Consider the following 25,848-nt stretch of genomic DNA (forward strand, 5'->3'; position numbering starts at 1 on the left):
TGGGGCATGCCCGAAGGATTTCCCTAGGGCCGCGCGGCTGTCCGACTCGAACTGAACAGATGGGAGCCGATCCGCTCGCATTTCGGACTAGCCGGCTGATCAAACACCCTGGAGAGAGCCTCAGACCGGACAGCAGTCGATGCGGGAGGAACGGTGCAGAGAACTATCCCGTGAGGAAATGAGCACTCCAGAGCTGCGAGGCACCAACGACAGGCCAGATTTCAAATCGATGGGGCAGGGACACAGCTTGCTGGATACAGGCTGGTTTTTTTTTGGAGCGGGCGATGGGATTTGAACCCACGACAACTTGCTTGGGAAGCAAGGACTCTACCACTGAGCTACGCCCGCCCCTCGCTGCAGAGGAGCTGAATCCTACGCCGGAGCCGTTACTAAGTCAAGGCAACTGCCGCGAGCCACTTATGCCGTATACTCCGCCACCGCAAACTTACGGCGACCGACGCGCATGTAGAGCGGCTTGCCGACCACCAATGGGATGGCGGCGTTGGCATCGGTCAATTTCTGCTCATTGATCTCCACCCCACCCTGCACGATCAACCGACGGGCCTCGCTCTTGCTCGGCACCAGCCCAGTCTTGGCAATTAAATCGACCAGGCCGATCGACGGGACGGCGGGATCCTTCACATCGGCTGGCGTCATGATCACATGGGCGTCCGGCTGCTCCGGAAACTCTCGCGCCTGAAACTTCTGCTGAAACATCGCCCTGGCTTCGCGACCGGCCTCCTGCCCGTGGTAACGGGCCACAATCAGCTCCGCCAGCGATTGCTTGGCTTCCATCGGGTGAGCCGTCTTGATGCGGCCTAGGTCTTCCGTCGTCAGCAGTTCGTAATAGCGATGCATCAGCGCATCGCTGATCGACATGAGCTTGCCGAACATATCGGCAGGCTGATCCTCGAGCGCGATGTAATTGCCGAAACTCTTGCTCATCTTCCGCACGCCGTCGGTCCCCTCCAGGAGCGGCATGGTGATGACGGCCTGCGCTTCCTGCCCATAATCCCGCTGCAGATCCCGCCCCATCAGGAGATTGAATTTTTGATCGGTACCGCCCAACTCGACGTCGGCCTTGAGTGCGACCGAATCATAGCCCTGGATCAAGGGATACATGAACTCGTGAATACTGATCGGCTTCTCCTCCGTGTACCGCTTGTGGAAGTCTTCCCGTTCCAACATGCGAGCCACGGTGTAGTGCGCGCTCAGCTCAATCAGTCCCTCGGCCGTCATGCTGCTCATCCAACGGCTATTGAACTCCACCAGCGTCTTTTGAGGGTCCAGGATCTTGAAAATCTGGCGTTCGTACGTCTTGGCATTCTCCAGCACCTTCTCTTTCGAAAGCGCAACCCGTGTCTCCGATCGGCCCGTCGGATCGCCGATCATGCCAGTGAAATCACCGATGAGAAAGATCACCTGATGCCCTAAGTCTTGAAAGTGCTTGAGTTTGTGGATGAGGACCGTGTGGCCGAGGTGCAGGTCCGGCGCGGTTGGATCAAACCCCGCCTTGACGCGCAGCGGGCGGTTTTCCTTGATCGAACGCACCAGCTTCGATTCCAACTCGTTCGGCTGAATAACTTCAACTGTTCCACGAAGTATCAGCTCTAATTGTTGTGCTACCGGAGTCACAGAGTTCCTTTATGTCGAGACAACGATCGAGTATTGGTCACGAGCACATGAGGACGAAGCCGATCGAACTTCTTGCGTCCGATGCCCTTCACCTGCCGGAGGTCTTCAACCTTCATGAAGGGCCCCTTCGCAACCCGATGCTCAATCACCCGCTGTGCCAGCTTCGGCCCAATGCCAGGCAAGGCCTCTAAGTCCGAAACCGTCGCATGATTGAGATCCACCTGCCGCGCGACCGCATGGTGCACCGGACGCACTGCAGGCACCGGCTCCTCGCGCGGCGCGAGCGACTCCGACACCTGAACCGGCTGTATCGTCGGAACCTCTGGCACCTTTAGGACAAGAGTCGATTCGCCACCTGGCGTGAACGTGGTCGACGGAGAAACTTGAACCTGCCGCGACGCCGCTCCAGTCTGAGCAACCACCACCGGTTGCGCCGAATGAGGGGCGACCTGCCGGATCGGCGTGACCGAGCCGATCCAGATCAGCGATCCCAAGGTCACTCCCAGCATCGCGAGTTTAATGAGGAGTGAACGCACCATTATGTCGACGGCTTTCGCGCAAGATGAATGGCGTGGCCATGAACGTCCTCCATCGCCTCCATGAGCCCCTCGGCCAGGGTCGGGTGTGCGTGAATCATCTCCGCCACACGCGAGACAGTCGCGCCAAGATGCATCGCCAACGCGGCTTCATGAATGAGATCGGTGGCATGGGCTCCAAGAATGTGCACCCCCAGGATCCGGTCACTCTCCGCATCGGCAATGACCTTCAGCAAGCCTAGAATGTCCCCAGAGGCCTGCGCCTTCCCCAATCCGCCGTAGCGGAAACGTCCGACCTTCACCGCCTGCTGCGGATCTTTCCCGGTTGCCACACACCGGTCGCGCGCCTGCTGTTCCGTCAACCCCACCCGTCCGACTTCGGGTAACGTAAAGATGCCCGTGGGGATGACATCATAGTCGATCGTCTTGGCATGGCCCATAAAATTCTCGACGGCCACTTTTCCCTGTGCCGATGCCACATGCGCCAGCATGGCCTTGCCGACGACATCCCCGATCGCATAGACGCCGGCCACGTTCGTTTCCATCCGTGCGTTGACCACGATTTCTCCGCGTGGCCCGACCTGCACTCCAACGTTCTCCAGTCCGATACCGCGCGAGTTAAACCCTCGCCCCACGGACACCAACACCTGTTCTGCGTTGAACGACAGTCCGTTACGAAGGTGGGCCGTGACCAGGTCGGGCTGCCGGACAATACTGTCCACCGTCACTCCGGTGTGGATCTCCACACCCCGCTTCTTCAATTCCCGCTCCATGCTCTGGCTAATTTCTTCGTCTTCCAAGGGAAGTAGCCGCGGCATGAGCTCGACCATGATGACCTGCGTCCCTAGCCCGCTATAGAGAGACGCGAACTCACAGCCCTCCACTCCTCCGCCCACAATCAAGAGGCTCGCGGGAACCCTGCTGAGGTCCAACGCCTGCTTGCTGGTGATGATCTGGGTGCCGTCGATGGGGAACAGGGGCAGATTCGGCCAGGATGAACCGGTGGCAATGATCACGCCGTCGGCTTCGACCCTGGTTTCGCTGCCATCCGGTTTCTGCACGCGAATGGTACGCGCATCCAGCAATGTCCCCGTCCCCTCTACGTGTTCGATATTCCACGTTTTGAATAATGTGGCAATGCCTTTCACGAGCGTGGAGACGACTTTGTTCTTGCGAGCCACCATGACGGCAGGATCGTACGTCACCGGTCCGCTGAGTTGGATCCCGAAGTCCTTGGCCTTTTTCGCCTTGTCGCCAAGCTCCACGACCGACAACAACGCTTTGCTCGGGATACAGCCCCAATTCAGGCAGACCCCGCCCAAGGCTTGGTTTTCGATCACGGTGACACGCGCCCCAAGCTGGGCCGCGCGAATCGCCGCCACGTATCCGCCGGGACCGGCGCCAAGAATTGCGAGGTGACTCATAAACGATCTGATGACATATGACGATGGTGGATTGGTGATGGATCAGGGACGCAAGAGGTCGAACGGCACGACATCACCCGATCACCACTTGCTAATGTTTCTGTTTACTCAAAAACGTTTCGTACTGGCCGGCCGTCATCAGCTGTTCCACTTCAGCCGGCGCAGTGAGATCGATAACCGCCATCCACCCCTTGCCATAGGGATCGGAATTGACGACCTCAGGATGGTCCTTGAGATCGGCATTGATCTTCGCGATGGTTCCGCTGACCGGCGTATAGATCGTGGAGGTGGTTTTAGTGGACTCCACTTCGCCGATCTGCTGACCGGCTGTGACCTTGGCACCGACCTTTGGAAGGTCGATGAAGACGATGTCGCCCAACGCATCTTGCGCGAAATGACTGATGCCAACTGTCGCCTGGGCGCCTTCGGCACGGACCCATTCATGTTCTTGGTGGTAGCGAAGATTAGACGGTATCATGACTCTCCTCTTGGATAGGTCGCTGCCCCCAGCGGCGTTCTCAGTCTGCCACTCTCCTCACCGTACCAGAACCGGAGTACGCCTCGGAAACTGGCCGGCCTGCGGCCTTGCTGGAAATGCGTGTGAGCGACCTAGTTGATAAGACACTCCATCAAAAGTTTAGTGCCGCCGGATCGTAAAAGCTGCGAAAAACTTTGTCAAGGAATCACCACCGGCGCATCCGGCACAAACACAAGGTGTCGAATGTCCGGCGTGCGCAACTCATCCGCCTGCTGTGCCAGCCCCGTGAACATGCCACCCCCATGCTCAGCCGGCGTGCGGAGCAACACCCACCCCTGGGGCAAGGTTTGGGGCTCCCCCTTCTCCGACTGAATGACATCCCGACTCCAGCCTTTGAACGCCCCTCCGAACGACCGAACATCCGAGGCCTCACGGGACGCCCCGCCCAATAATAAATCAAACCCACGCCGGCGCGCCTCGGCGGCATCTTCCCCATAGTTCATCAGCGCAGACGTCGGATTCGATAAGGCTTCCGGATGAATTTCGAGCACCATCCGTAGCCGCGGCACCGCCTTCTGCAAATATTTCTTGAGGCGGGCCAGCGTATCGAGTTCCTGCCGCGCCTTCCATCCGACCCAACGCCAGAGTGTTTTATCAGACGCCGGAACCTCCTCGTTCGGACGGAGTGTCATGCGATCACGAAGAGCTTGGGCCACCTCCGACGAGGGTTGATGAACCTGTGTTTCGAATTGGCGCAACACGCCGTCACTCACCTCATAGGCAAAACTATTCTCGGCGCGACTGCGGAACACCACCCCATCGACACCGGTCTTGAGCAAATCAGCCAGCAACTGAGCCATCTGTTGTTGAACGGGCGGAGCCAACAGGTCGAACTGCGTCCAGGGATGAACCTTGCGCCTGGTTGGATCGTAGAGCAACATCTTCGACTCCGGACGATGGTCGGACAGCGGCGCGTGATAGAGATCGAGGACGGCATAGACGGAGAGGCCGAGTTCATGCGCCTGTGGCACCATCACCCCGTACCAGTCCGTAAGTACGGGACCTTGCGACGTGGCAAACAACGCACCAGCGGGTAAGTTCGGAAGCGGGCTGCTCGTCGGAGGGCCGGTGGGAACCAGCGGACGGGTGAAGGATGACTCCAGACTGGCATCCATCAGAATGGCACTGACCCCCTGCGCGCTCAGTTGTCGCACCCACGATTCGACCTGAGACATCGGCGGCAGGTTGCTAAAAGACACGTACAACGCGGTGTGCCCCGACCTCGCGCCGGCAGGCAACGCCGGTTGATTGCGCAGGGCCTCGATACGGTGCAGGGCTCGTTCGGCATAGACGTTCTGGGTGGACGCCGGCGCGCCCTCAGGGCCGGCCAACAACCGGTACTCCTTGACCGCCGCAGTCACCTCGCCCATTTGGTCGTACGACTGCCCCAACTCCCAATGGGCTTCCATCGCGCGGCGAGATTTCGGATAGGTCGTCAGGTACCGCTCGTACAGATGGATGGCGGCGGAATACCGTCCATCGGAAAACGCAGTGGAGGCTTGATACCAGAGGCGTGTCTCGGCTTCGACGGCCGGATTTTCCGTTGGCTTCAAGACCGGAGCCGCCTGAGGGAGCGGCGACCCAGCACAACCGGCCACGAAGACCAGAAGCAACAGGACCGAGAGAAGCGACGTGTCGGCTCGACGACCCGGCAAGGACCGTCGAGCAAGAACCACATAAGAGACGTCTGCGCTCAACGTGCGCCTACCCGACCAACTCCATTTCGGCAAAGAAATACCCGATCTCGAACTTTGCCGTCTCCGGTGCATCCGAGCCATGGACGGCATTGAATTCAATGTTCGCGCCATGGGCCGCGCGGATCGTCCCCTGCTCAGCCTTGGCCGGATCGGTCGCACCCATCAACTCACGGTTGGCCTTGATGGCGTTGTTGCCCTGCAGCACCAGCACCAGGCAAGGACCGGACGACATGAACGTACAAAGGCTGTCAAAAAACGGGCGCGCCTTGTGCACGGCATAAAACCCCTGGGCAGTGGCTTTGGACATGTGCATCAGACGCATCGCCACCGGCCGTAATCCGGCTTTCTCATAACGATTGATAATGTCGCCGATCGCGTTCTTTTTCACGGCATCCGGTTTCACAATGGCAAGCGTTCGTTCACTCATGGATCGTCAGGCTCCTTCAGCTAAAGAATATCGACAGCGTCTCGGAATGAACATACTACCGACATTATAAAGAAGCAGCGGAATGACTGGCAAGGTATAGGACGACTAAACCAGTTGGATGGCCATTCGAATACCCGACCATCACCTCACGATCACAGAGGCAACATGCCGGTACGACTCATCCTACTTACGATCGAAAATGCGCGGCGAGATCCCCAGGCCTGAAGACGCCTCGTTCGGTGATGATGCCGGTAATCAGGGACGCTGGGGTGACGTCGAAAGCAGGATTCAACACCGCCACGCCCGGCGGAGCGATGGGATGACTGCCATGGATTGCCGTCACTTCGAGAGGGTTCCGTGCCTCAATGGGAATGTCGGCCCCCGATTGCGTCTGGAGGTCGATGGTGGAGTACGGCGCAGCCACGTAGAAGGGGATGTTGTGCGCCCGCGCAAGGACAGCCACCGAATACGTGCCGATCTTGTTGGCCACGTCGCCGTTGGCGGCAATGCGATCGGCGCCGACGACGCAGAGTTGAATCTTTCCCTGGCGCATGAGGGCACCGGCCATGTTATCCGTGATGAGTGTGACCGGAATTTGATCCTGCATCAGTTCCCATGCCGTGAGGCGCGCCCCCTGCAGCACGGGCCTGGTTTCATCGGCTATCACCTGGATCCTCTTCCCTTGCTCCCACGCTGCCCGGATCACGCCCAGGGCGGTTCCATACCCAGCCGTCGCCAGGGCCCCGGCGTTGCAGTGCGTCAGGATCGTCTGGCCACTCTCGATTAACGCCGCCCCATGCTGTCCCATGGCCTTGCAGAGCGCGATATCTTCGTCCAGGATCGCCTGCGACTCCTTGATGAGGTCGGCCTTGATCTCCGCGACAGGTTTCTTGTCGAGTGCCTCCAGCTTCTGTTTCATCCGGGCGATGGCCCAAAATAGATTGACGGCGGTCGGCCGCGATGCCGCCAGATGGGTGCAAATCTCCCCTATCTGTTTGGCAAAGTCGTGGTACTCGGTCACCGTCAGCGCCTGCGCTCCCAGCGCCACCCCCATAGCCGCGGTCACGCCAATCGCCGGTGCGCCACGAACCTTTAGTTCCCGGATCGCCTGTGCCACCGCACGATAGTCACGACAGTCTAGAAATTCGACGTGCATCGGGAGGCGGCTTTGGTCCAGCAGACGAACCGCTCCGTCTTTCCACTCAACGGTGGGCACCATAGGGACATCCTCCGGGGTCGAATGGGCAGGAACCCGCCATCGTCTCAGGGCGGGCTGAAAATCGTGCCCATCATGACGATCAGCGAGGCGCGGGTCAAGGGTCAGATTGCAGCAGATGCGTCGATCGGGCGCGCATCGCACAGCTTGGGTCAGTCGATCGGCAGATCTCGAGGCGAAGGCGACCTTACCGGAGCTCTTCCTGTAGGATCTGCGAGGCCAGCCTCACCTCGTCCTCGCTCAACGACGGATAGATGGGCAGCGAAATTGCGACAGTATCGGCTTCGTCACTGGCGGGGAAATCAGGCAATTCAAGATATCGATGCAAGGGACGAAAGACGGGCTTGCGGCACTGGAGACCACGATGGGCCATGCGCGAGAGGAACGCGGTGAATTCATCGGACGATGGCGCTCCTTGTTGCAGCCGTACAATGAATCGATAAAACACATGGGTTCGCCCAGCCGGAACCGCCGGCGGCGTGAAGAGCTCGATCGGTAGGCTCTCGCGATAGACGGCGGCCAACGCCGCCCGTTTTTCGAGGAACTCCCCCAGCTGGTTGAGTTGCGAGACGCCGATCGCGGCTTGAAGATCCGTCATCTTACAGTTGAACGCCGCCGGATTGAGTGACGGCGCCTGATCATATTCGCGGAGCGCCCGTACCCGTTCCAACAAAGCGTCGTCGTTCGACAGCACCATGCCGCCCTCGCCGGTGCACAACAGTTTTGTGGCATAAAAGGAGCAGACGGTCAGGAGTCCGACGCTGCCGACCGCCCGGCCCTGTTCCGTGGCGCCGAGGGTCTGCGCACAATCTTCGATCAGCGGAATGCCGAGGGATTGTAACGCCGTCAGATCAGCCGGCAACCCGAACAGGTGCGGGACAATCACCGCGCGGGTACGGGAGGTACGGGCCTTGCGCACTTTCTGTGGATCCACATTGTAGGTCGTCGGATCGATATCGACGATTCTGGCTTGCGCGCCGACCCGCTGCACCGCCAGCCAAGGGGCCGAGCACACATAACTCGGCAGGATGACATTGTCGCCATGTCCGACCCCCATGGCGCGCAGCGCGAGCTCCAAGGCGACCGTGCCGGAACTCACCGCCACTCCGCCCTGCACCCCGATGTACGCAGCCATGCCCCGCTCGAACTGCCCGACTATTGGGCCTTCGGCGATCTGACCGGATCGAAGGATCTCGGTGGCCGCACGAATATCGTCCTGTCCAAGGGAAGGCTTTGAGTGCGGAATCATCGTCATCGCGTCATGCGGATCTTCGTACGGGGCCTAGATATCGGAGCAGCTGAGTTGTCGGCAGGAAATTCTACGAGGATGGCCCACCCGATGACAACAGATTCTTGTCGTGCCACCCGGCAGCTATGGTAGGGGCTGGAACGAGGGCCGTCTGGCTGCCGGCATTCGACCGGACTGCGACGCGCGCCGTCAGCAGGCCACCGCCTTCGGAATCAACAGATTCTGATACAACGGCTCCAGCGGCCAGAGGCAGCGGCTCCAGTCATACCAGATCTCTGCCATATGGCGCGCCGCATGGGCAAAGCGCTCTCGATCAGACTGGCTCGACAGTAACGTATGGATCGATTCGATCATATCGACGGGCTGATCGGCGACCAGCACATCACGCCCCGGCTGTACCTTCATCCCCTCGATCCCGACGGAGGTCGTGATGATCGGCAAGCCTGCGGCCATCGCTTCCAGCAGTTTCGTACGCGTCCCCGGGCCGGTAAAATGGGGTGCGACATAGATCGTGGCCGCCCGCAGATGGAGCCGCAGATCCGGAACCGCGCCGGTCACCTCGATGCCCGAGCCCGCCAACCGTCGCACTCGAGGGTCCGGATTCCTCCCAACAAGTCGTAACTCGGCTTTGGGAAAGTCTCGACGAATACCGGGAAACACTTCCGTAGCAAGAAAGACCGCCGCCTCGATGTTCGCTTCTAGCCCCATGTCTCCCGCGAACAGCAAGAGGGGCGACATGGCCACATGATCGGGCTTGGGAAGGATCGTCTGGCAATCAACGCCGTTCGGAACGACCAGCACCCGTTGCCCAGGGTGCGCCCGTTCGCAGCGAATTCGATCCTCGTCCGACACAACCGTCACACAATGTGTGGTGGGCCAATGCATCCGCTCGAAGAGCCGCACCTTCATCAACCGCACTAACTGCTTGGACTGATCACCTGCACCGCTTCCGCCCCTGAGGATCCGCCACGGGCTTGTTGCACCATAGGACCACATGTCCAATACCAGCGGGACCGTCACCTGCGGAGGAAGATAGGGAATCATCGCAGGTTTTTCGAGTTGCACCGCTCCGTACTGCCCACTCGCCAGACGCTCTCGGACCACGCCAGCCAACGCCCGGTCTTTGGCATACGGACTCATCCGGCCGAGCCGATCGAACAAACCGGGACTTTGCGGCGGCACGAAGACCATCTCGGCGCAGACATCCTTGAGTAATCGTTGGGCATCCTCTGTGCCGTCGAGCGCCGGAGCAACCAGGTCAACCTGAAAACGGCTCCCCAGAAACCGCAGCAGATGTACCATCCGCAAGGCTCCCCCACCCTGCCGATCAGTCGGCGGCGCAGGGGCCAGAAACAAGAGACGCTGTGTCATGATCTCGCTGCCTTTTTCCGCATGCACTGTTTTCCACATACACCGTCGAGGTGCACAGGGAACACACTATTAGCTCAGTTACCCTGCTGCCTCAGGCCATGAAGGAACGACGCCGTTCCTCCCTCCCCTAACAGAATGACGAACCCGACAAGTAGGGGCATCCCATAACTGTCGAAAGACATCATGGTCAGCCGATGCAGAATGTCTGCACGTGCTATGCCTTCCCAGAACTCCCCCGCTCCCATGCAAGAGCGTGCAATATTCACAACTTATGACAAGCCCGTCCAGAACCTGTCGGTAAATTGACGGCCTGGTGCCATCAGGCAGGTAGACGCTGCACGCAGCGGAGACGGTTGAGCGGTGGGAATCAGCGCCGGTCCCAGCCGGCAGAGGATCGAAGGCCCACAGCCCGCGAGGGCGTCGGATCTAGCTCCAATTCCAGCGACGCCATAATCGACGGAGATTCTCCTGTTCGACCGACCACAGGTCAGCCGATCGCAGCGTCGGCTGAAACATCCATTCTCGCGTACTGTGTAGAGTGACTTGTTGTCGAGCCAGATCGAGATCGGCCCAGACGGCGCCCTCCTGATCCGTTCGCCAAATCTGTGCATTCACCGCCTGATAGGCCGCCAGTACATCGCCGGCCGGATGACCGTACGGGTTGCGTCGACCGGCGGACACCACCGCGATCTCCGGCCTGATAGTTTCCAGCCACCCGCGGGCCAGCGAACTTTTTGCGCCATGGTGCGGCACCTTCAGCACCGTGATGTGTGCCAGCGTGCCGGATTGGGCGAGCCGGGTGAGTGCCTCCCGTTCGATGTCCCCCGTGAACAACAGGCGCTGCTCGCCGCACTCCAATTCCGTGACCACCGACAGATTGTTCAGCGAATCGCCTTGTGTAGAGCGCGACTCGTTTGGACGAGACTGAGGGTTCCGCACCAGCATGCGGCAAGCCGGTCCGCTGAACAGCACTTGCCCCTCCGTAGCCATCGTGGCGTCAAGTTTTCGCTGCGCGAGCGCCCGTTCGATTCTGCGCCAGAACTCCTCCTGCCGGACCGTCCCGTTGGTCCAAAACGTGCCGACTCGAATATGAGCCAAAATCCACGCCAGCCCTCCGACGTGATCCAGCTGCGGATGCGTTCCGATAACATGGTCGATGGTTCGAATCCCTCGATTCCATAAAAACGGCGCCACCACGCTCCGCCCCATATCAAACCGCTCGTACGTTGCCCCGCCGTCAATCAACACTACGACTCCGTCCGGCAATTCGATGACCGCGCTGTCGCCTTGCCCCACATCGAGAAACGTGACGCGCACCATTCCTTCCCTACTGAACGGACGCGGAGACCACAACCACCAGAGCATGATACCGGTCAGGCTCAACACCATGGCCCCTCTGAGCACCGGTGTCGCTTGCGAAGGCCACCGGCTCATCAACGCCCAACCCAACATGTAGAACAGTGCCATCATGGGGATGGTCGGTGCCGCCACAAACCATTCGGCGCCAGGCAGCGCGGCCAGTCCATGTGTCGCTGCGATGAGCCCTTGCCCCAAGGCGTCAATGAAGGCAGCACCGGGAAGCGTATTGCTGTGGGTCGCGATCACCCAGACTGCGGAGAGCAGGCTGATCGGCAGAAAGATAAGACCAACGAAGGGAACCATGAGCAGGTTGGTGAAGAGGCCCATCCACGACACTTGATTGAAATAACAGGCTACCAGGGGCACGGTGGCCAGCGTCACCCACACCGTGAGCCGCAAGGACTGACGCAGCCAGGAGCGCATGCGTTCGGCAGTGGAAGGCTGCTGCGCCGCCAATTCATCCGCAGGCGTCTCGCGCGAGAGCGCGAGGGCCAGTACCCACACCGACACATAAGACAGCTGAAAAGAGATATCGTACAGCGCCGCCGGATGCACCAGCAGGGTCAGACCGGCAGCTGCCGCGAGCGCATGAAGAAGATAGTGCGGTGAGCCCAGCCAGACCGTCCAGAGCGCGACGGTGATCATAATGGCACTCCGAATCGTGGCCGTCTCTGCACCCGCCAGTACGGCATAGGCCAGCACCGGCACCAGTGTGAGTACCGCGGCCAGTCTCGTCGCGGTCAGCCATCGGGAAAGACTCAGGAGCAGCATGGACGGCAGCAGCAGGCACGTCTTCCTCAGTAACGCGAACGACAGCAAGGCGATGAGACCGAGATGGGAGCCGGAGATCGAGAGAATGTGCACCGTGCCGGTCGTCATGAACCATTCACGGACCTCCGGCGCAAGAAACCCCTGCTCACCGATGGTCAGGCTAAGGAAGAGGCCTCGACTAGGCTGGGGAAGCGACTCGGCAGCGGCTCTCACCCGGCCGCGCCATTCCTCAATGATGAATGGGAACAGCTGAAGCGGCGTATCCTCCGCCGGATCAAGCACCTCAATGGCACCGGCACCGGACACCGATGCGACAGCATCCACACCCTGCGCATCCAGATAAGCGGCATAGTCGAAGCCCCGCGGGTTGAGGGTTCCGGATGGGGCATGCACATGGGTACGGGTACGAATTTGCAACCCGCGGCGGAGATCGCGGTCCGGATCTCGCCAGGTCAGTCGCAGGTGAAACGGCATGGGCTGCTCAGGATCATCGCTCGCCGTCACCTGCACCAGTGTCGTGAGGCGGCCAGGCGCGTGGTGAACGGCCTCCACAATTGTTCCGGTCAGTCTGGCAGGAAGAGCGCCCGGTACATCCGGCACTGCGACATGCGGAGTGAACCAGGCACAGAGGGACCAGTACAGACATCCACCGAATACACAGGCCAGCAACACGCTGCCCTGCCGCGTCGTGAGGCAGCCCCGACGCTCCAGCAGCACGCAACAGGCGATGCACGCTGCCAGGGTGATCCCGATGGTGATAGGAAAATACGTGAAGTAGGAACCAAGAACGAGGCCGAGAATCCAGGTGATCGTAAGAGTCGGTAACATCCGGCGCCTACGACATCGGCTTGAGGCTATCCGATACGAGCGCGAACGATAGCTGCAATATGATCCGCGACCTCACGAATGGTGGTCTGCCGTTCGCCTTCCACCATGATGCGCAAGAGCGATTCGGTGCCGGAATATCGTACGAGAACGCGGCCACTCCCATTGAGCGTCGCTTCCGCAGCCTGAATGGCTTGCTGGATATCGGGGATCTGATTCAGGTCCGGCTTATGCTTAACCTGCACGTTCAATAAAATCTGCGGCACTGCGGTCATAGCCTTGGCAAGTTCGGAGAGCGGAGTCCCGGTGCGCTTCATCAAGGACAGAATCTGCAATGCAGAGATCAACCCGTCGCCCGTCGTGTTGTGGTCGAGGAAAATAAAATGACCGGATTGCTCCCCGCCGAAATTGTACCCATCGGCCAGCATCCGCTCCATGAGATAGCGGTCTCCCACCTGCGTGCGCTTCAGCTGAATACCAGCCTTCTTCATCGCCAGTTCCAACCCAAAGTTGCTCATGACCGTTCCCACCACGGTCTGACAGGCGAGTTGTCCTTGCGCGTGCAAATCGAGTCCGAGCGCGGCCATTACATGGTCACCATCCACGATCTGTCCCTGTTCGCATACAAAGATGGCTCGATCCGCATCGCCGTCCAGCGCCACGCCGATATGCGCCCCATGCCGACGAACCGCTTCCTGTAACCGCTCCGGATGGACGGCGCCACACCCGTCGTTGATGTTTGTTCCGTCCGGCTTATCCCCGATCACGACAAGCTCGGCCCCGAGTTCACGGAACACCGCCGGCCCGACCTTGTATGCGGCGCCGTGGGCGCAGTCCACCACCAGCTTGATCCCCTGAAAATCGAGATCCTTGGGAAGCGAGCGTTTGACGAACTCGATATAACGACCTTCCGCATCCCCGATACGATAGGCTTTCCCGATCGCATCGGCAGTCGGGCGCAGGTGTTTGATCTCATCGGAAATGATGAGCTGTTCAATACGCGCCTCGACCTCGTCAGGCAACTTGAACCCTTCGTTGGAAAAAAACTTAATCCCGTTGTCTTGGTAAGGATTGTGCGACGCGGAAATAACCACGCCGGCATCGGCTCTCAAACTCCGTGTCAGGAACGCGATGGCCGGGGTAGGCAACGGCCCGACCAGCAGGACATCCACACCCATTGAGCAGATCCCAGAGGTCAGCGCCGATTCCAGCATGTATCCTGAGAGACGCGTATCTTTTCCAATCACCACCTGATGGCGGCCTGCGCGTCGCATGAAAATATGAGCAGCGGCGCGCCCGAGCTGCATGGCGATTTCACTGGTCATCGGTTCGAGGTTTGCCACCCCGCGAACACCGTCTGTGCCGAATAATTTACGCATTGGATACCTCTACATATGAACGCGCGTGACGGGAAATGGCTGACACGACAGACACGGTATCTCGCATCGACCGTACGTCGTGCACACGAATGATCTGGGCTCCCTTAAGCACAGCCACGGCAACCGCACCGGCGGTACCGTAGCCCCGTTCATGCACCGGCTGTTGAGTCAGGTTCCCGATGAACTGCTTCCGTGACACCCCGGCCAGCACCGGATACCCCAGCGTCGTAAACGCCTCAAACTCAGCGAGCAGTTGAAGATTATGCTCTTCGAGCTTACCAAACCCGAAGCCGGGGTCAAGAACGATCTGACTTGCTTTGATCCCATGAGAAAGCGCGGCCTGCACCCGCTCACGCAAGAACGCGAGCACCTCTTCTACGACATGGCTATACCGCGGCGCCTGTTGCATGGTCTGAGGAGTCCCCTGCATGTGCATTAACACGACCGCCGCGCCGGTTTGAGCAATGAGCGGCGCCATCAAGGGATCGCCTCGCAAGGCGGTAATGTCGTTCACCATCGTGGCACCCGCCTGAATCGCCCGGCGGGCCACAGCAGCCTTCGTCGTATCAACGGAAAGGGGGAGCGGCACTGCAGCATGAACCGCTTCCAAGACAGGAAGAAGGCGGCGCAATTCTTCCGTCTCATCGATGGGTTGTGCACCAGGCCTGGAAGACTCAGCCCCGATGTCGATGATGTCGGCACCCTCCGACTGCATCTGCTTGGCATGCTGTAAGGCTTGTTCGACTGCGAGATAGGCCCCACCGTCGGAAAACGAATCGGGAGTCACATTGAGAACGCCCATCAAAAGCGGACCTGATTTAAAATTGAACAGGCGGGAGCCTGCAGTCAAAAGAAGGGAACTAGCGGATGAAGCGGTGGGACCGGTCAAGCCAAGCCTTCTCTCATGTCGATGATCACCGAAACTTCAATCGGCGAAATGGGGTAACTGCGGGAGGGAAAGAGAACCAAAGACGATCTTAAATTTCGCTGACTTCCCAACCCGTGGCACAGATCGTACAGGAAGCACCGTTCTCACAGGGCACACGTACGGTGCACCTGTGAGGACAGCAAAACAGGATTTAGGCGGGAACCGTCTGCGACGAGGACCCTTGAATGAGGATTTGATCGATTTCCAACGCGTCCAGCACTTCTTTTTCCAACAAGGCCTCGGCCAGCGCCTTCAGGCTTGTCATGTTGTCGGTGAGAATTCTCTTCGCACGTTCGTAATTTTCCGTAACCAGACGCCTGACTTCGTGATCGATTTCAAGCGCCACTTGCTCGCTGAAATCGCGCTTCGAGCCCATCTCACGACCGAGGAACACTTCTTCTTCCTTACGGCCGAAAGTCAACGGACCGAGCTTTTCACTCATGCCCCATTCACACACCATTTTTCTGGCGAGGTCGGTGGCCCGTTCCAAGTCATTGCCGGCTCCGGTCGTCACATCATGCAGCACCAACTCCTCCGCCACGCGCCCGCCCATGAGAATCGCGAGGTTATTGTAGAGGAAGTCCTTCGAGTAATTGTGGCGATCGTCCGTCGGCAATTGCATTGTCACGCCCAGCGCACGACCACGGGGGATAATCGTCACCTTGTGGACAGGATCCGTCCCTGGCAGCAGCTTGGCCATCAACGCGTGACCGGCTTCATGATATGCAGTGGTGCGCTTTTCCTCATCGGTGAGCACCATACTCTTGCGTTCGGCTCCCATCAGCACTTTGTCTTTCGCCATTTCAAAGTCGATCAATTCGACTTCTTTCTTGTTCCAGCGAGCTGCCCACAAGGCCGCTTCATTAACCAGATTCTCGAGGTCGGCACCGGAGAATCCCGGTGTGCCTCGTGCAATTTTCTCAAGTTGGACGTCGGCGGCCAACGGCACTTTCTTGGTGTGAACTTTCAGGATCTCCGATCGGCCACGCAGATCAGGTCGGTTTACCACAACCTGACGGTCGAAGCGGCCCGGCCTCAACAGTGCCGGATCAAGCACGTCTGGGCGGTTCGTGGCAGCGATAAGTATCACGCCTTCAGTCGTATCGAACCCATCCATCTCCACCAGCAACTGGTTCAGCGTTTGCTCGCGTTCATCATGGCCTCCGCCAAGACCGGCGCCCCGCAAACGACCGACGGCGTCGATTTCGTCGATGAAGATAATGCAGGGGGCATGCTTCTTCCCCTGCTCGAAGAGATCCCGCACGCGCGAAGCACCCACCCCGACGAACATTTCGACAAAGTCCGATCCGCTGATGCTGAAGAACGGAACGCCCGCCTCCCCGGCAATAGCTTTCGCCAACAACGTCTTTCCAGTCCCCGGAGGGCCGACGATCAGGACACCCTTCGGAATGCGGCCGCCCAGTTTCTGGAACTTTCGTGGATCCTTCAAAAATTCAATGATCTCAAGAACTTCTTCCTTGGCTTCCTCAATGCCGGCCACATCCGAGAACGTCACCTTCTTGCGCTCCTCAGTCAACATACGAGCGCGGCTCTTTCCAAAGGAGAGGGCCTTGTTCCCGCCGATCTGCATCTGGCGCATGAGGAAGAACCAGAGTCCGAGGAAGAGGATAAAAGGCCCCCAGGTCACCAAGAACGTGATGTACCACGGGCTCTCATCAGGCGGCCGAGCTTCGATCTGGACATCCTTCTCGCGCAAATGTTTGACCAACTCCGGATATTCGGCTGTGTAGGTCCTGATCCGGCTTTGATCCTTCAAAATTGCGCTGATATGGTTGGCCTTGATCGTCACCTTCATGACCTCACCCTTGTCGAGTTTGGCCATAAAATCGCTGAATATGACTTCATCTTCCGGCGCGTGAGTCGGCACGCTAAAAAGGTTGAATAGCAAGATCATGAAGAGGCCGACCACGACCCAGAACAGCAAATTCTTTACACGTGAATTCATCCACCTCTCCTTTGGGGATATTAGGCAGACCGAAAAATTAGCTAACCCTGCAGAATGTTACCATATGTTCCGCAGGGGGAACAACCTTTCATGCAGACTCCTGTTCCTGTTCCTCACCTTGATCGAGCGCAGCAAGGTACGGCAGATTGCGATACTCCTGTCGATAATCAAGACCGTAGCCGACGACAAACTTATTCGGGATCTTGAATCCTACATACTCGAGATCCACCTCAACCGTTCGACGATCAGGCTTACTCAGCAGCGTGCAGACCTTCAATGACCGGGGCTTTCTCCGGGAGAGCGTCTTTATCAGATATTGCACGGTGAGGCCGGAATCGACGATATCCTCCACCAGCAGGACATCTTTGCCGGCAATCGGCTCCGTGAGGTCCGACACGAGCTTAACCTTGCCGGAACTCTTCTTGCCTGCACCATAGCTCGTCACCACAATAAACTCCACACGCATCGGGATCCGGATCGCCCGCGCCAGGTCGGCATAGAAGGCATACGCACCTTTGAGCACCCCAACCAGCACAAGATCTTTTCCGGCATAGTCAGAGGCAATTTGTCGGCCGAGCTCACGGATTCGAGTCCGCATCTGCTCTTGCGTCACAATGGGGCGACCAAAAATGCGTTCCATTTCTAGAAAACTCCTTTCCGGCGCAGCGGCTGCGTGACACGAGCGAGCACAAATCGAGTGGTCGAACGAGTAGCGGCAAACCGAAGATCCACCCGCTGCCCGACGATCCAGGCAATGCCGTCACGCGAGAGCATCAGTGGTATCCGTTCTCGCACAGACCGACCCAGTTTTGCATCTGTGAAGTAATCTTGCAATTTCTTTCGTCGCCCCGCCATTCCGGTGGGACAAAACCAATCCCCCCGGCGCCAGGTCCGGATCGTTAACGGCCAGGACAAGTGTTCGGCATCGAGCAGGGCTATAGCGGTCGATGACTGCTCCAGCAGCGCCAGTCCCCGCTCCTGGGTCACGGCATGCAACCGAATCACGGCTCCCGTCAATCGCCAAGTAACGATCGAAGGGAGCGAATCGATCGTCACCCCGTCGGCCGCAAATTCCGCGGCACTCGTGTCAGCGCCGGTACTCCCTGCCGCAGGTTCCGTGGACTCGATGTACAATCTGATCAGATCCTGCTCACAAGCCACCGTCACAGATCCGATATTCCAGATCGTTCCCGATTTCTTCGATGCCAGGGAGGTCACCATCGACAGCAGCACATCGCTTCGCGGTGCACCGATCGAGGGAGCCAGCGCGTGCAGGGCCAGACGGAGCATCCGGCGCTGGAATGCGGGCGCCTGTTTCAGCCAGGCTGTGCGATCAAGCAGGATCGTGGCTGAATCGCGGCTCTGAGTGAGCTGCGCCAAACGGCGCGCCGCCATGGCATCCAGCACCCGATCATCCTCACGAAGAAGATCAGCCTGCCGCGCCAACATCCGGACGGCAGCCGGAGCCAACGATTGCATCACCGGGAGCAATTCGTGCCGGACACGATTGCGGAGGTAGATCGATTTAGCATTGCTGGAATCCGTTCGGTAGGACAATCCCATCGCTTCCAGATACGCCAGGATCTCTTGACGTGAACAATTGAGCAGCGGCCGGACGAAGAGGCGTTCCCGGATATGCGGCATGCCGGCCAATCCTCGCAAGCCGGCCCCGCGCAACATCCGCAAGAGCACGGTTTCGGCCTGATCATCCGCCGTGTGCCCGAGCGCCACACGATCGACACCGAGTTCAGCAGCCACATCACGAAACAGCCGATACCGAGAGTCTCTGGCACGTGCTTGCAAGGAACTCGAATCTTCTGCTCCTCCCCGGTCTGTCGTCAGTCGCTTGATGAGACACGGGAGTTGAAGCCGACGACAGAGCGCCGTAACGAATGACGCATCACCGTCGGATTCGGCGCCACGCAGACCATAGTTACAGTGAACGACCGTCAGCGAAAGATTCCAGGCCGGCGCAAGTTGGGAGAGAATGGACAACAAGGCTACGGAGTCCGGCCCCCCTGACACGGCCACCAGAATCTGTTGACCCGGATGCAGCAACGTGCGTGCGCGAATAGCCCGGACGACCTGCTTATGGAGCGGGTGATGGAGACCTGTCGGAGAACCTCTCATGGCTCATGACCGAGGCAGGAGAGTCGAGAGCGGATCGGTGATCACGACGTCGCGCAAGTGTGCCCGAGCCGCCTCTACATCCAACGCAATTTGCTGGGTCAGCGCCTCCGCTGAGGCAAAGACGCGATCCTCGCGAATAAAGCTGAGCAGATCCACTCGAATCACTTCTCCGTACAGATCGAGCCGTTTATCCAGAATCGAGACTTCCAGGAGCCGCTCGCCGGCGCCGAATGTCGGCCTGGTTCCGATGTAGACCACGGACTTCAGGCTCGTCCCCTGCCAGCACACCTGTGCCGCGTACACTCCATCCGGGGGAATCACACGCCCCTCGGGAAGCCGAAGATTGGCGGTCGGCCAACCAAGTTCCGTTCCGCGATGGGCACCGGCGATGACGGTCCCCTCGATACTGTAGGGACGCCCCAACAGGCGGAGAGCTTTTTGCAGCTCCCCCGCTTGGATCAGCTGGCGAATACGCGTAGAACTCACAATCTCATCGTCAATGGTCACAGGCGCCATCGGATGAACGCGAAAGTCGAGCTGAGCGCCGAATTCGAGCAAATCCGCAATCCGTCCGACCCGGCCTTTTCCAAAAGCAAAATGCGCCCCGACATACAACTCCCGTGTGCCGATACCGTCGCACAAGACCTGCTTTGCAAATTGAGCCGGGCTCAGAGCGGCAAACGCCGTGGTGAATTCAAGAAAGACGACTTCATCAATACCCGCGGCTTCGAAGCGAGCCAGTTTCTCCTCCGGCGTGGTCAGAAACATAAGATTGACCTGCGGGGCTAGGATCTTGACGGGATGCGGATCGAAGGTCAGCACCAGCGCCGTGCCGGCCTCGCGGCGTGCTGTCGCCACAACCTGGTCGAGGAGGGCTCGGTGACCATGATGGTGTCCGTCAAAATTTCCGATGGTCACGACCGAATAGGGTCTGGCTGTGGATGGAGTGAGACCGTGGGAAACCTTCATACGGACCGTGTCTGCAGAAGCCTGGCGGCCTCTTTGGCAAAATAGGTCAAGATCATTTCGGCGCCTGCTCGCTTGATCGACAGCAGCGACTCCAACATCGCGCGGCGCTCATCGAGCCACCCTGCTTGAGCCGCCGCTTTGATCATGCTGTATTCACCGCTCACCTGATACGCGGCGATCGGCAGCAGCGTTCGCTCGCGCGCCGCGCTGATGATATCCAAATACGGCATGGCCGGCTTCACCATGATGATGTCGGCCCCCTCTTCGATATCCAGATCGATCTCCCGCAAGGCTTCCCGCTTGTTGGCTGGATCCATCTGATAGGACTGGCGGTCGCCGAACTGCGGACTGGAATTGGCGGCATCACGGAAGGGCGCGTAAAAACACGAGGCGAACTTAGCCGCGTAGGCCATGATGGGAATCTCGGCAAATCCGGCACGATCCAATTCATCGCGAATCGCGGCCACGCGGCCATCCATCATGTCGGATGGCGCGACCATATCGGCCCCCGCCTGTGCATGGGTCTTCGCCATGGTCCTCAGACAATCCAGCGTTTCGTCGTTGAGAATTTTGCCGCCCCGAACGATGCCGCAATGGCCATGACTCGTATACTCATCGACACAGACATCGGTGATCAGCACCAAATCCGGTACCTGCGCCTTCACCGCCCGAATCGCGCGTTGCACGATTCCGTCCGGGTCGAAGCCGGAACTGCCGCGCTCATCCTTCTGATCGGGAATCCCGAAGAGAATCATGGCCGGAATGCCCAGGGCCTTGACCTCCTCCGCTTCCTTGATCAGGAGATCGATGGACACCCGCGACTGTCCCGGCATCGAGGCGATCGGTTCGCGCCGTCCTTGCCCTTCGGTCACGAACACCGGATAGATGAAGTCGTTCGGCGTCAGGCTCGTTTCTCGAACCATCCGCCGGAGCGGCTCCGTCTCCCGCAGACGACGCAGGCGCTGAATCGGAAAGGCCATGCTCCGCTCACTTCCTCGGCAAGTTGGTCAGGAACACCACCAGATCGCGCACCGAAATCATGCCGACCAGCTGCCCGTCTTTGGTGACACCGAGATGCCGAAGATGGGTTTGCGCCATCAAGTCGTTCGCATCCAGCAACGTCTTGTGTTCTTCGATGGTGACGAGCGGCGCGGACATGATCTGCTCGACGGTGGTCTTGGTCGTGTCGGCCCCTGTCGCGACCACCCGCCGTACCATATCCGTGTCGGTCAGAATACCGATGACCTCTTTGCCGTTCGTGACGAACAGACTGCCGATGTTGCGGTCGCGCATGACTCGTCCTGCGGAGCGCACATCCAGGTCACGCTCAACGGTGACGAACTTGTCCTTCGGAACCATGAATGACTTTACTGGAACCATGCCACATCCTCCCTGTTGGTAAGAAACATCTTCACGATCACTGCCATCCGGTCAATGGCTCACCGCCGACGCGGTTCGGCCTTCGGTCGGGCTTACAACAAAATCCACGATGGCCTGTGCTAATGCTGGAACGGTGTTCTGTCCGGCCATCACCTGAACGGTGAGACCTGCTTCGCGGGCAGTCCCCGCAGTAATAGGTCCGATGCACGCCACCGTCGTCGTCCCAACCGACCGCAACAACGCTTCCTTCGTCGGAAACAACTCGACGAAATTCCTCACCGTCGAGGAACTCGTAAAGGAAATCACGTCGATCCCGCCCGTTCGAAGTTGCTCCATGAGGCGATCCGTCGCAATCGCAGGTCTGACCGTGCGATACACCGGCACCACGTCCACATCCGCCCCCTGGGCACGGAGCTGATCCGGAAGCAGCTCCCGGGCCACCAATGCCCGCGGAATCAACACGCGTGCCCCGCGCATCTGCCGCGCGGCCAACATCTCCAGAATTCCCTCGGCTTGAAACTGCTCCGGAATCAGGTCGGCACGTAACCCATAGGCTGCCAGAGCCTCCGCCGTACGCGGTCCGATGCAACAAATGGTGAGGCCGGACAACGCGCGAACATCACGGTGCGTCTCCAACAGTCTGGTCATGAATGGAACAACTCCGTTCACACTGGTGAAAATCAACCAATTGTAAGTCGCCAGACGAGCCAGGGCCCGATCCAATGGAGCCCTGTCCTCCGGGGGCACAATCTCGATCGTCGGACATTCCACCGGTTCGCCGCCTTGAGCCGCGATCAAATCTGAAAACTCCGCCGCTTGCGGCTTCGGCCGCGTCACAAGGATCCGTTTTCCAAAGAGCGGCCGGCGCTCGAACCAATTGAGTTGCTCCCTGAGACGCACCACCTCACCAACCACGATAACCGTGGGCGGTTCCATATGAGCTGCCGCTGCTTTTGCCACAATATCGTTCAAGCTCCCCACCACGGTTCGTTGCGCGGCGCGCGTCCCCCATCGGATCAGTGCAACCGGCGTGGTGCCCTCTTTTCCTTCGGCTTGAAGGCATTGAACGATCTTTGGCAGGTTGGTCATCCCCATGAGAAATACCAGGGTACCATGTACAGTCGCCAGGCGCCGCCATTCAACACCGCTTCGATCTTTCGTGGGGTCTTCGTGTCCGGTCACAAACGTCACGGTGGAGGCCATCGTCCGATGGGTGACCGGAATCCCCGCGTACGCCGGCGCCGCGACGGCGGCTGTCACACCTGGGACGACCTCAAATTCTAACCCTGCGGCGGCCACCGCTTCCGCCTCTTCTCCGCCCCGCCCAAAGACGAACGGATCGCCGCCTTTCAAGCGGACCACGCGTTTCCCGGCCTGCGCATGATCGATCAACAACCGATTGATTTCCGCCTGATCGCGATATTGACCTCGACCACGTCGACCGACATACAACCGTTCGGCCTTGGGAGACACATGCTGCAACAGTGCTTCATTCGCGAGATAGTCGTACAACACCACATCGGCCTGCTCCAGACATTCCTTGCCGCGTATCGTCAGCAGCTTGGGATCTCCTGGACCGGCCCCGACCAGATACACTGTACCTCCACGCGTCGTCATACCACTCACGCCTGCCCGTAAATTTCCTTGAGGATCACATCCCCCCCATCGGCCAGCAACCGTTCCGCAAGCTTCGTCCCCAGAGCCTGGGCGTCACTCGCCGGACCGTGGATTTGATGACGGATCACCCGACGTCCGTCCACACTGGCCACCAGACCATCAACCGTCAGCCTGTCGCCTTCTAGCGCGGCATGCGCCGCAATAGGCACTTGGCATCCGCCCTCGAGGCGATGCAAGAGCGCGCGTTCTGCCGTGACGGTAATACGGGTCTGGCGGTGCTCAAACCGACTCAACAGCTCGCGCACAAAAGAGTCGTCGCTGCGGGCTTCGATCCCCAGGGCACCTTGAGCAATAGCGGGCAGACTGAGCTGCACAGGAAGATATTCGGTGATCTCCGCGTCCCATCCAAGCCGTCTCAATCCTGCCGCCGCAAGGACAATCGCGTCGAATTGCCCCTCACGGAGTTTCCTTAGGCGTGTGTCCAGATTGCCACGCAACATCTCGATGGTGAAATCAGGGCGGTAGTGCAGCAACTGGGCTTGCCGACGCAGGCTGCTGGTGCCGATTCTGGCGCCCGGCTTCAGCTGGTCCAGCCGGGAACCGTCACGCGTGATCAACGCATCCCGCGGATCTTCGCGCGGCGGCACACACAAAATGTCCAATCCATCCGGCAACGCCGTCGGCACGTCTTTCATGCTGTGCACGGCCAGGTCGATCTCTTTGCTCAATAGAGCGTCCTCGATCTCCTTCACGAACAGCCCTTTGCCGCCGATTTTGGCCAACGGAACATCGAGGATCTTGTCGCCCGACGTTTGAATACGTTGCAGCGAGATGGTCAGGCCGGGCGCGAGCTCCTGGAGACGTGCCTGCACCCACTGACTTTGATGCACGGCCAACTTGCTGCCGCGCGTGCCAAGAATAAGTGTTGTGCGATTCATGAGCGGCCGTCACTCGCTCGAGCGATCACGGGTGCCCGGTCAGAAGGGTCAACGAATCTGATCATGAAATTTCTCAGCGGCGGTGTCAGCGGACCCGCCTGCCGTGCTCCTTGCTCGTGTGCTGGACCAGTGATGACTCCGGCAATCGACCAACTCCGTTGCCGGGGATGTTCTCATCCGGAAGCTCCGGGACGTCGGATGGTCCGGGCGGATACACCGCACGAGTCTCTTCAAGATTGAAAAACCGGCGAGCCGCATCGACATACGTCGCGCCGCCCGATGAGTTGGCTTCAGCTTTCAACGTGACCATCGTGCCATGAACCATCTTGTTGACGATGGCCGAGGCCAACGCTTCAACGGAGGCGCGATCCTCGGACGAGAGATGCGACAGTCGCGCCAAGATTTTATCGACCTCACGCCGCTTGATCTCTTCGGTGCGGCTACGTAACGCCACGATCGTCGGCGTGACTTCCAATGACTGCAGCCACTGGCCGAGCACCGCCACTTCCTCCACGACCATGTGTTCGGCCTTGGCGGCTTCCCGCAACCGGTCTTCACGATTCTGTTCGACCCGCATGTGGAGATCGTCGATATCGAAGAGGAAGGCATCATCGATCGGACGGACGGCCGGATCAATGTTGCGCGGCACAGAAATATCGATCAAGAACATGGGGCGACTCATGCGCTGTCGCATGGCCCGCTGTACATCATCAGCCGTGACCAGGTAATGCGAGGCCCCGGTGGACACCAGCACAATGTCGGCTCCCGCCAATTCCGTCTTGTAGTCCTCAAACGGCACCGCCGTGCCATTGAACCGCTGCGCCAATTCCAAGCCATGCTGAAAGTTACGGGTGGTAATCCGCACCTGGCGCACGCCGTTGGCAATCAGGTGGCGCGCCGCCAGCTTCGCCATTTCCCCGGCCCCGATCAGCAGCACGGTCTTCTCGGTCAGATTCGAAAAGATCTTCTTGGCCAACTCCACCGCCGCATAACTCACCGACACCGCCGTCTCAGCAATCTTGGTTTCGGTACGCACCCGCTTGGCCACTGAGATGGCTTTTTTGACGATCTTATTCAGCAGCAGGCCGGAGGCCTTGTGTGTGAGCGCAACCTCAAACGCATCTTTGATCTGCCCGAGAATCTGTGATTCCCCGACGATCATCGAATCGAGGCTGGAGGCGACCCGGAAGAGATGTCCGATAGCGCGGTCCCCGGCGTGCCAATAGAGATGGGGGGTCAACTGGTCCGAGGAGAGGGAGAGATGCGCATCGGCCAGGAACTCCTGCACACGACCATACCCGCTTTCCAACTCCTCGACGACGGCGTAGACTTCCACCCGGTTACACGTCGAGAGGAGCAGCCCTTCGCGCACACCGGGATAGGAACAGAGGCGACTGAGGGCTTCCCTGAGCCGACTTTCAGGCACGGCGAGTTTCTCACGAATCTCGACCGGGGCAGTCTTATGGCTTAACCCAACGACAATGACATGCATG

21 protein-coding genes and 1 tRNA gene are annotated in these 25,848 nt (G+C 59.3%); all 22 read right to left on the reverse strand.

The genetic code is table 11. The annotated features are described in order from the left end of the window. Positions 1-273 precede the first annotated feature (273 nt). Positions 274-348: transfer RNA gene (locus V9G17_02360), tRNA-Gly, on the reverse strand. 69 nt (positions 349-417) lie between these two features. Further along, positions 418-1,635: a tyrosine--tRNA ligase gene (gene tyrS, locus V9G17_02365; protein MEI2751420.1), complete on the reverse strand. Its 1,218-nt coding sequence runs from the start codon at positions 1,633-1,635 to the stop codon at positions 418-420. Further along, positions 1,632-2,174 carry a helix-hairpin-helix domain-containing protein gene (locus V9G17_02370; GenBank protein MEI2751421.1) on the reverse strand — a complete coding sequence of 181 codons (543 nt, stop codon included), beginning with the start codon at positions 2,172-2,174 and terminating at the stop codon, positions 1,632-1,634. Before V9G17_02370 ends, tyrS begins: the two co-directional genes overlap by 4 nt. Then, on the reverse strand, positions 2,174-3,595 hold the full coding sequence (gene lpdA / locus V9G17_02375; protein ID MEI2751422.1) for a dihydrolipoyl dehydrogenase: 1,422 nt from the start codon (positions 3,593-3,595) through the stop codon (positions 2,174-2,176). The genes V9G17_02370 and lpdA overlap by 1 nt, the downstream gene beginning before the upstream one ends. Before the next feature lie 91 nt (positions 3,596-3,686). Continuing rightward, positions 3,687-4,073, reverse strand: coding sequence for a glycine cleavage system protein GcvH (gcvH, locus tag V9G17_02380; GenBank protein ID MEI2751423.1), 387 nt, complete (start codon positions 4,071-4,073; stop codon positions 3,687-3,689). 197 nt (positions 4,074-4,270) lie between these two features. Continuing rightward, positions 4,271-5,830: a tetratricopeptide repeat protein gene (locus tag V9G17_02385; GenBank protein ID MEI2751424.1), complete on the reverse strand. Its 1,560-nt coding sequence runs from the start codon at positions 5,828-5,830 to the stop codon at positions 4,271-4,273. A 7-nt stretch (positions 5,831-5,837) separates the two neighbouring features. Continuing rightward, the gene (ndk, locus tag V9G17_02390; GenBank protein MEI2751425.1) at positions 5,838-6,257 is read right to left on the reverse strand and encodes a nucleoside-diphosphate kinase; all 420 of its coding nucleotides are present in this window, start codon (positions 6,255-6,257) and stop codon (positions 5,838-5,840) included. A gap of 187 nt (positions 6,258-6,444) precedes the next feature. Continuing rightward, positions 6,445-7,476: an S-methyl-5-thioribose-1-phosphate isomerase gene (gene mtnA / locus V9G17_02395; protein MEI2751426.1), complete on the reverse strand. Its 1,032-nt coding sequence runs from the start codon at positions 7,474-7,476 to the stop codon at positions 6,445-6,447. 184 nt (positions 7,477-7,660) lie between these two features. Continuing rightward, positions 7,661-8,728: a DegT/DnrJ/EryC1/StrS family aminotransferase gene (locus V9G17_02400; GenBank protein ID MEI2751427.1), complete on the reverse strand. Its 1,068-nt coding sequence runs from the start codon at positions 8,726-8,728 to the stop codon at positions 7,661-7,663. Between the two features lie 183 nt (positions 8,729-8,911). Beyond that, a complete protein-coding gene (locus V9G17_02405) occupies positions 8,912-10,093 on the reverse strand; it encodes a glycosyltransferase family 4 protein (protein MEI2751428.1) in 1,182 nt (393 codons plus the stop codon). A gap of 426 nt (positions 10,094-10,519) precedes the next feature. Next, positions 10,520-13,051, reverse strand: coding sequence for a DNA internalization-related competence protein ComEC/Rec2 (locus tag V9G17_02410; protein ID MEI2751429.1), 2,532 nt, complete (start codon positions 13,049-13,051; stop codon positions 10,520-10,522). Positions 13,052-13,077: 26 nt separating this feature from the next. Next, complete coding sequence (gene glmM, locus V9G17_02415) at positions 13,078-14,427, reverse strand: phosphoglucosamine mutase (protein ID MEI2751430.1); 1,350 nt, start codon at positions 14,425-14,427, stop codon at positions 13,078-13,080. After that, positions 14,420-15,229: a dihydropteroate synthase gene (gene folP, locus V9G17_02420; protein MEI2751431.1), complete on the reverse strand. Its 810-nt coding sequence runs from the start codon at positions 15,227-15,229 to the stop codon at positions 14,420-14,422. Before folP ends, glmM begins: the two co-directional genes overlap by 8 nt. 277 nt (positions 15,230-15,506) lie before the next feature. Next, complete coding sequence (ftsH, locus tag V9G17_02425; GenBank protein MEI2751432.1) at positions 15,507-17,321, reverse strand: ATP-dependent zinc metalloprotease FtsH; 1,815 nt, start codon at positions 17,319-17,321, stop codon at positions 15,507-15,509. Positions 17,322-17,409: 88 nt separating this feature from the next. Then, positions 17,410-17,961: a hypoxanthine phosphoribosyltransferase gene (gene hpt / locus V9G17_02430; protein ID MEI2751433.1), complete on the reverse strand. Its 552-nt coding sequence runs from the start codon at positions 17,959-17,961 to the stop codon at positions 17,410-17,412. Positions 17,962-17,963: 2 nt separating this feature from the next. Next, positions 17,964-19,451: a tRNA lysidine(34) synthetase TilS gene (gene tilS, locus V9G17_02435; GenBank protein ID MEI2751434.1), complete on the reverse strand. Its 1,488-nt coding sequence runs from the start codon at positions 19,449-19,451 to the stop codon at positions 17,964-17,966. A gap of 3 nt (positions 19,452-19,454) precedes the next feature. Next, entirely contained in the window at positions 19,455-20,420 is a 966-nt protein-coding gene (locus V9G17_02440) for a bifunctional riboflavin kinase/FAD synthetase (protein ID MEI2751435.1), read from the reverse strand. Continuing rightward, positions 20,417-21,400 carry a porphobilinogen synthase gene (hemB, locus tag V9G17_02445; protein ID MEI2751436.1) on the reverse strand — a complete coding sequence of 328 codons (984 nt, stop codon included), beginning with the start codon at positions 21,398-21,400 and terminating at the stop codon, positions 20,417-20,419. Before hemB ends, V9G17_02440 begins: the two co-directional genes overlap by 4 nt. A gap of 7 nt (positions 21,401-21,407) precedes the next feature. After that, positions 21,408-21,800, reverse strand: coding sequence for a CBS domain-containing protein (locus V9G17_02450; GenBank protein ID MEI2751437.1), 393 nt, complete (start codon positions 21,798-21,800; stop codon positions 21,408-21,410). 51 nt (positions 21,801-21,851) lie between these two features. Further along, positions 21,852-23,417 carry a uroporphyrinogen-III C-methyltransferase gene (cobA, locus tag V9G17_02455; GenBank protein ID MEI2751438.1) on the reverse strand — a complete coding sequence of 522 codons (1,566 nt, stop codon included), beginning with the start codon at positions 23,415-23,417 and terminating at the stop codon, positions 21,852-21,854. 5 nt (positions 23,418-23,422) lie between these two features. Then, positions 23,423-24,355: a hydroxymethylbilane synthase gene (gene hemC / locus V9G17_02460; GenBank protein MEI2751439.1), complete on the reverse strand. Its 933-nt coding sequence runs from the start codon at positions 24,353-24,355 to the stop codon at positions 23,423-23,425. 85 nt (positions 24,356-24,440) lie between these two features. After that, positions 24,441-25,847, reverse strand: a complete 1,407-nt coding sequence (gene hemA / locus V9G17_02465; GenBank protein ID MEI2751440.1) for a glutamyl-tRNA reductase — start codon at positions 25,845-25,847, stop codon at positions 24,441-24,443. Position 25,848 lies beyond the last annotated feature (1 nt).

This window comes from Nitrospira sp. (genome assembly GCA_037045225.1).
In the GTDB taxonomy this organism is placed as follows: domain Bacteria; phylum Nitrospirota; class Nitrospiria; order Nitrospirales; family Nitrospiraceae; genus Nitrospira_A.

What these genes read in the sequence shown, in the direction of transcription:
- V9G17_02370 (MEI2751421.1), bottom strand. Translation starts at nt 2,174, where the DNA reads ATGGTGCGTTCACTCCTCATTAAACTCGCGATGCTGGGAGTGACCTTG.
- lpdA (MEI2751422.1), bottom strand. Translation starts at nt 3,595, where the DNA reads ATGAGTCACCTCGCAATTCTTGGCGCCGGTCCCGGCGGATACGTGGCG.
- gcvH (MEI2751423.1), bottom strand. Translation starts at nt 4,073, where the DNA reads ATGATACCGTCTAATCTTCGCTACCACCAAGAACATGAATGGGTCCGT.
- ndk (MEI2751425.1), bottom strand. Translation starts at nt 6,257, where the DNA reads ATGAGTGAACGAACGCTTGCCATTGTGAAACCGGATGCCGTGAAAAAG.
- mtnA (MEI2751426.1), bottom strand. Translation starts at nt 7,476, where the DNA reads ATGGTGCCCACCGTTGAGTGGAAAGACGGAGCGGTTCGTCTGCTGGAC.
- V9G17_02400 (MEI2751427.1), bottom strand. Translation starts at nt 8,728, where the DNA reads ATGACGATGATTCCGCACTCAAAGCCTTCCCTTGGACAGGACGATATT.
- V9G17_02405 (MEI2751428.1), bottom strand. Translation starts at nt 10,093, where the DNA reads ATGACACAGCGTCTCTTGTTTCTGGCCCCTGCGCCGCCGACTGATCGG.
- V9G17_02410 (MEI2751429.1), bottom strand. Translation starts at nt 13,051, where the DNA reads ATGTTACCGACTCTTACGATCACCTGGATTCTCGGCCTCGTTCTTGGT.
- glmM (MEI2751430.1), bottom strand. Translation starts at nt 14,427, where the DNA reads ATGCGTAAATTATTCGGCACAGACGGTGTTCGCGGGGTGGCAAACCTC.
- folP (MEI2751431.1), bottom strand. Translation starts at nt 15,229, where the DNA reads ATGGGCGTTCTCAATGTGACTCCCGATTCGTTTTCCGACGGTGGGGCC.
- ftsH (MEI2751432.1), bottom strand. Translation starts at nt 17,321, where the DNA reads ATGAATTCACGTGTAAAGAATTTGCTGTTCTGGGTCGTGGTCGGCCTC.
- hpt (MEI2751433.1), bottom strand. Translation starts at nt 17,961, where the DNA reads ATGGAACGCATTTTTGGTCGCCCCATTGTGACGCAAGAGCAGATGCGG.
- tilS (MEI2751434.1), bottom strand. Translation starts at nt 19,451, where the DNA reads ATGAGAGGTTCTCCGACAGGTCTCCATCACCCGCTCCATAAGCAGGTC.
- V9G17_02440 (MEI2751435.1), bottom strand. Translation starts at nt 20,420, where the DNA reads ATGAAGGTTTCCCACGGTCTCACTCCATCCACAGCCAGACCCTATTCG.
- hemB (MEI2751436.1), bottom strand. Translation starts at nt 21,400, where the DNA reads ATGGCCTTTCCGATTCAGCGCCTGCGTCGTCTGCGGGAGACGGAGCCG.
- V9G17_02450 (MEI2751437.1), bottom strand. Translation starts at nt 21,800, where the DNA reads ATGGTTCCAGTAAAGTCATTCATGGTTCCGAAGGACAAGTTCGTCACC.
- cobA (MEI2751438.1), bottom strand. Translation starts at nt 23,417, where the DNA reads ATGACGACGCGTGGAGGTACAGTGTATCTGGTCGGGGCCGGTCCAGGA.
- hemC (MEI2751439.1), bottom strand. Translation starts at nt 24,355, where the DNA reads ATGAATCGCACAACACTTATTCTTGGCACGCGCGGCAGCAAGTTGGCC.
- hemA (MEI2751440.1), bottom strand. Translation starts at nt 25,847, where the DNA reads ATGCATGTCATTGTCGTTGGGTTAAGCCATAAGACTGCCCCGGTCGAG.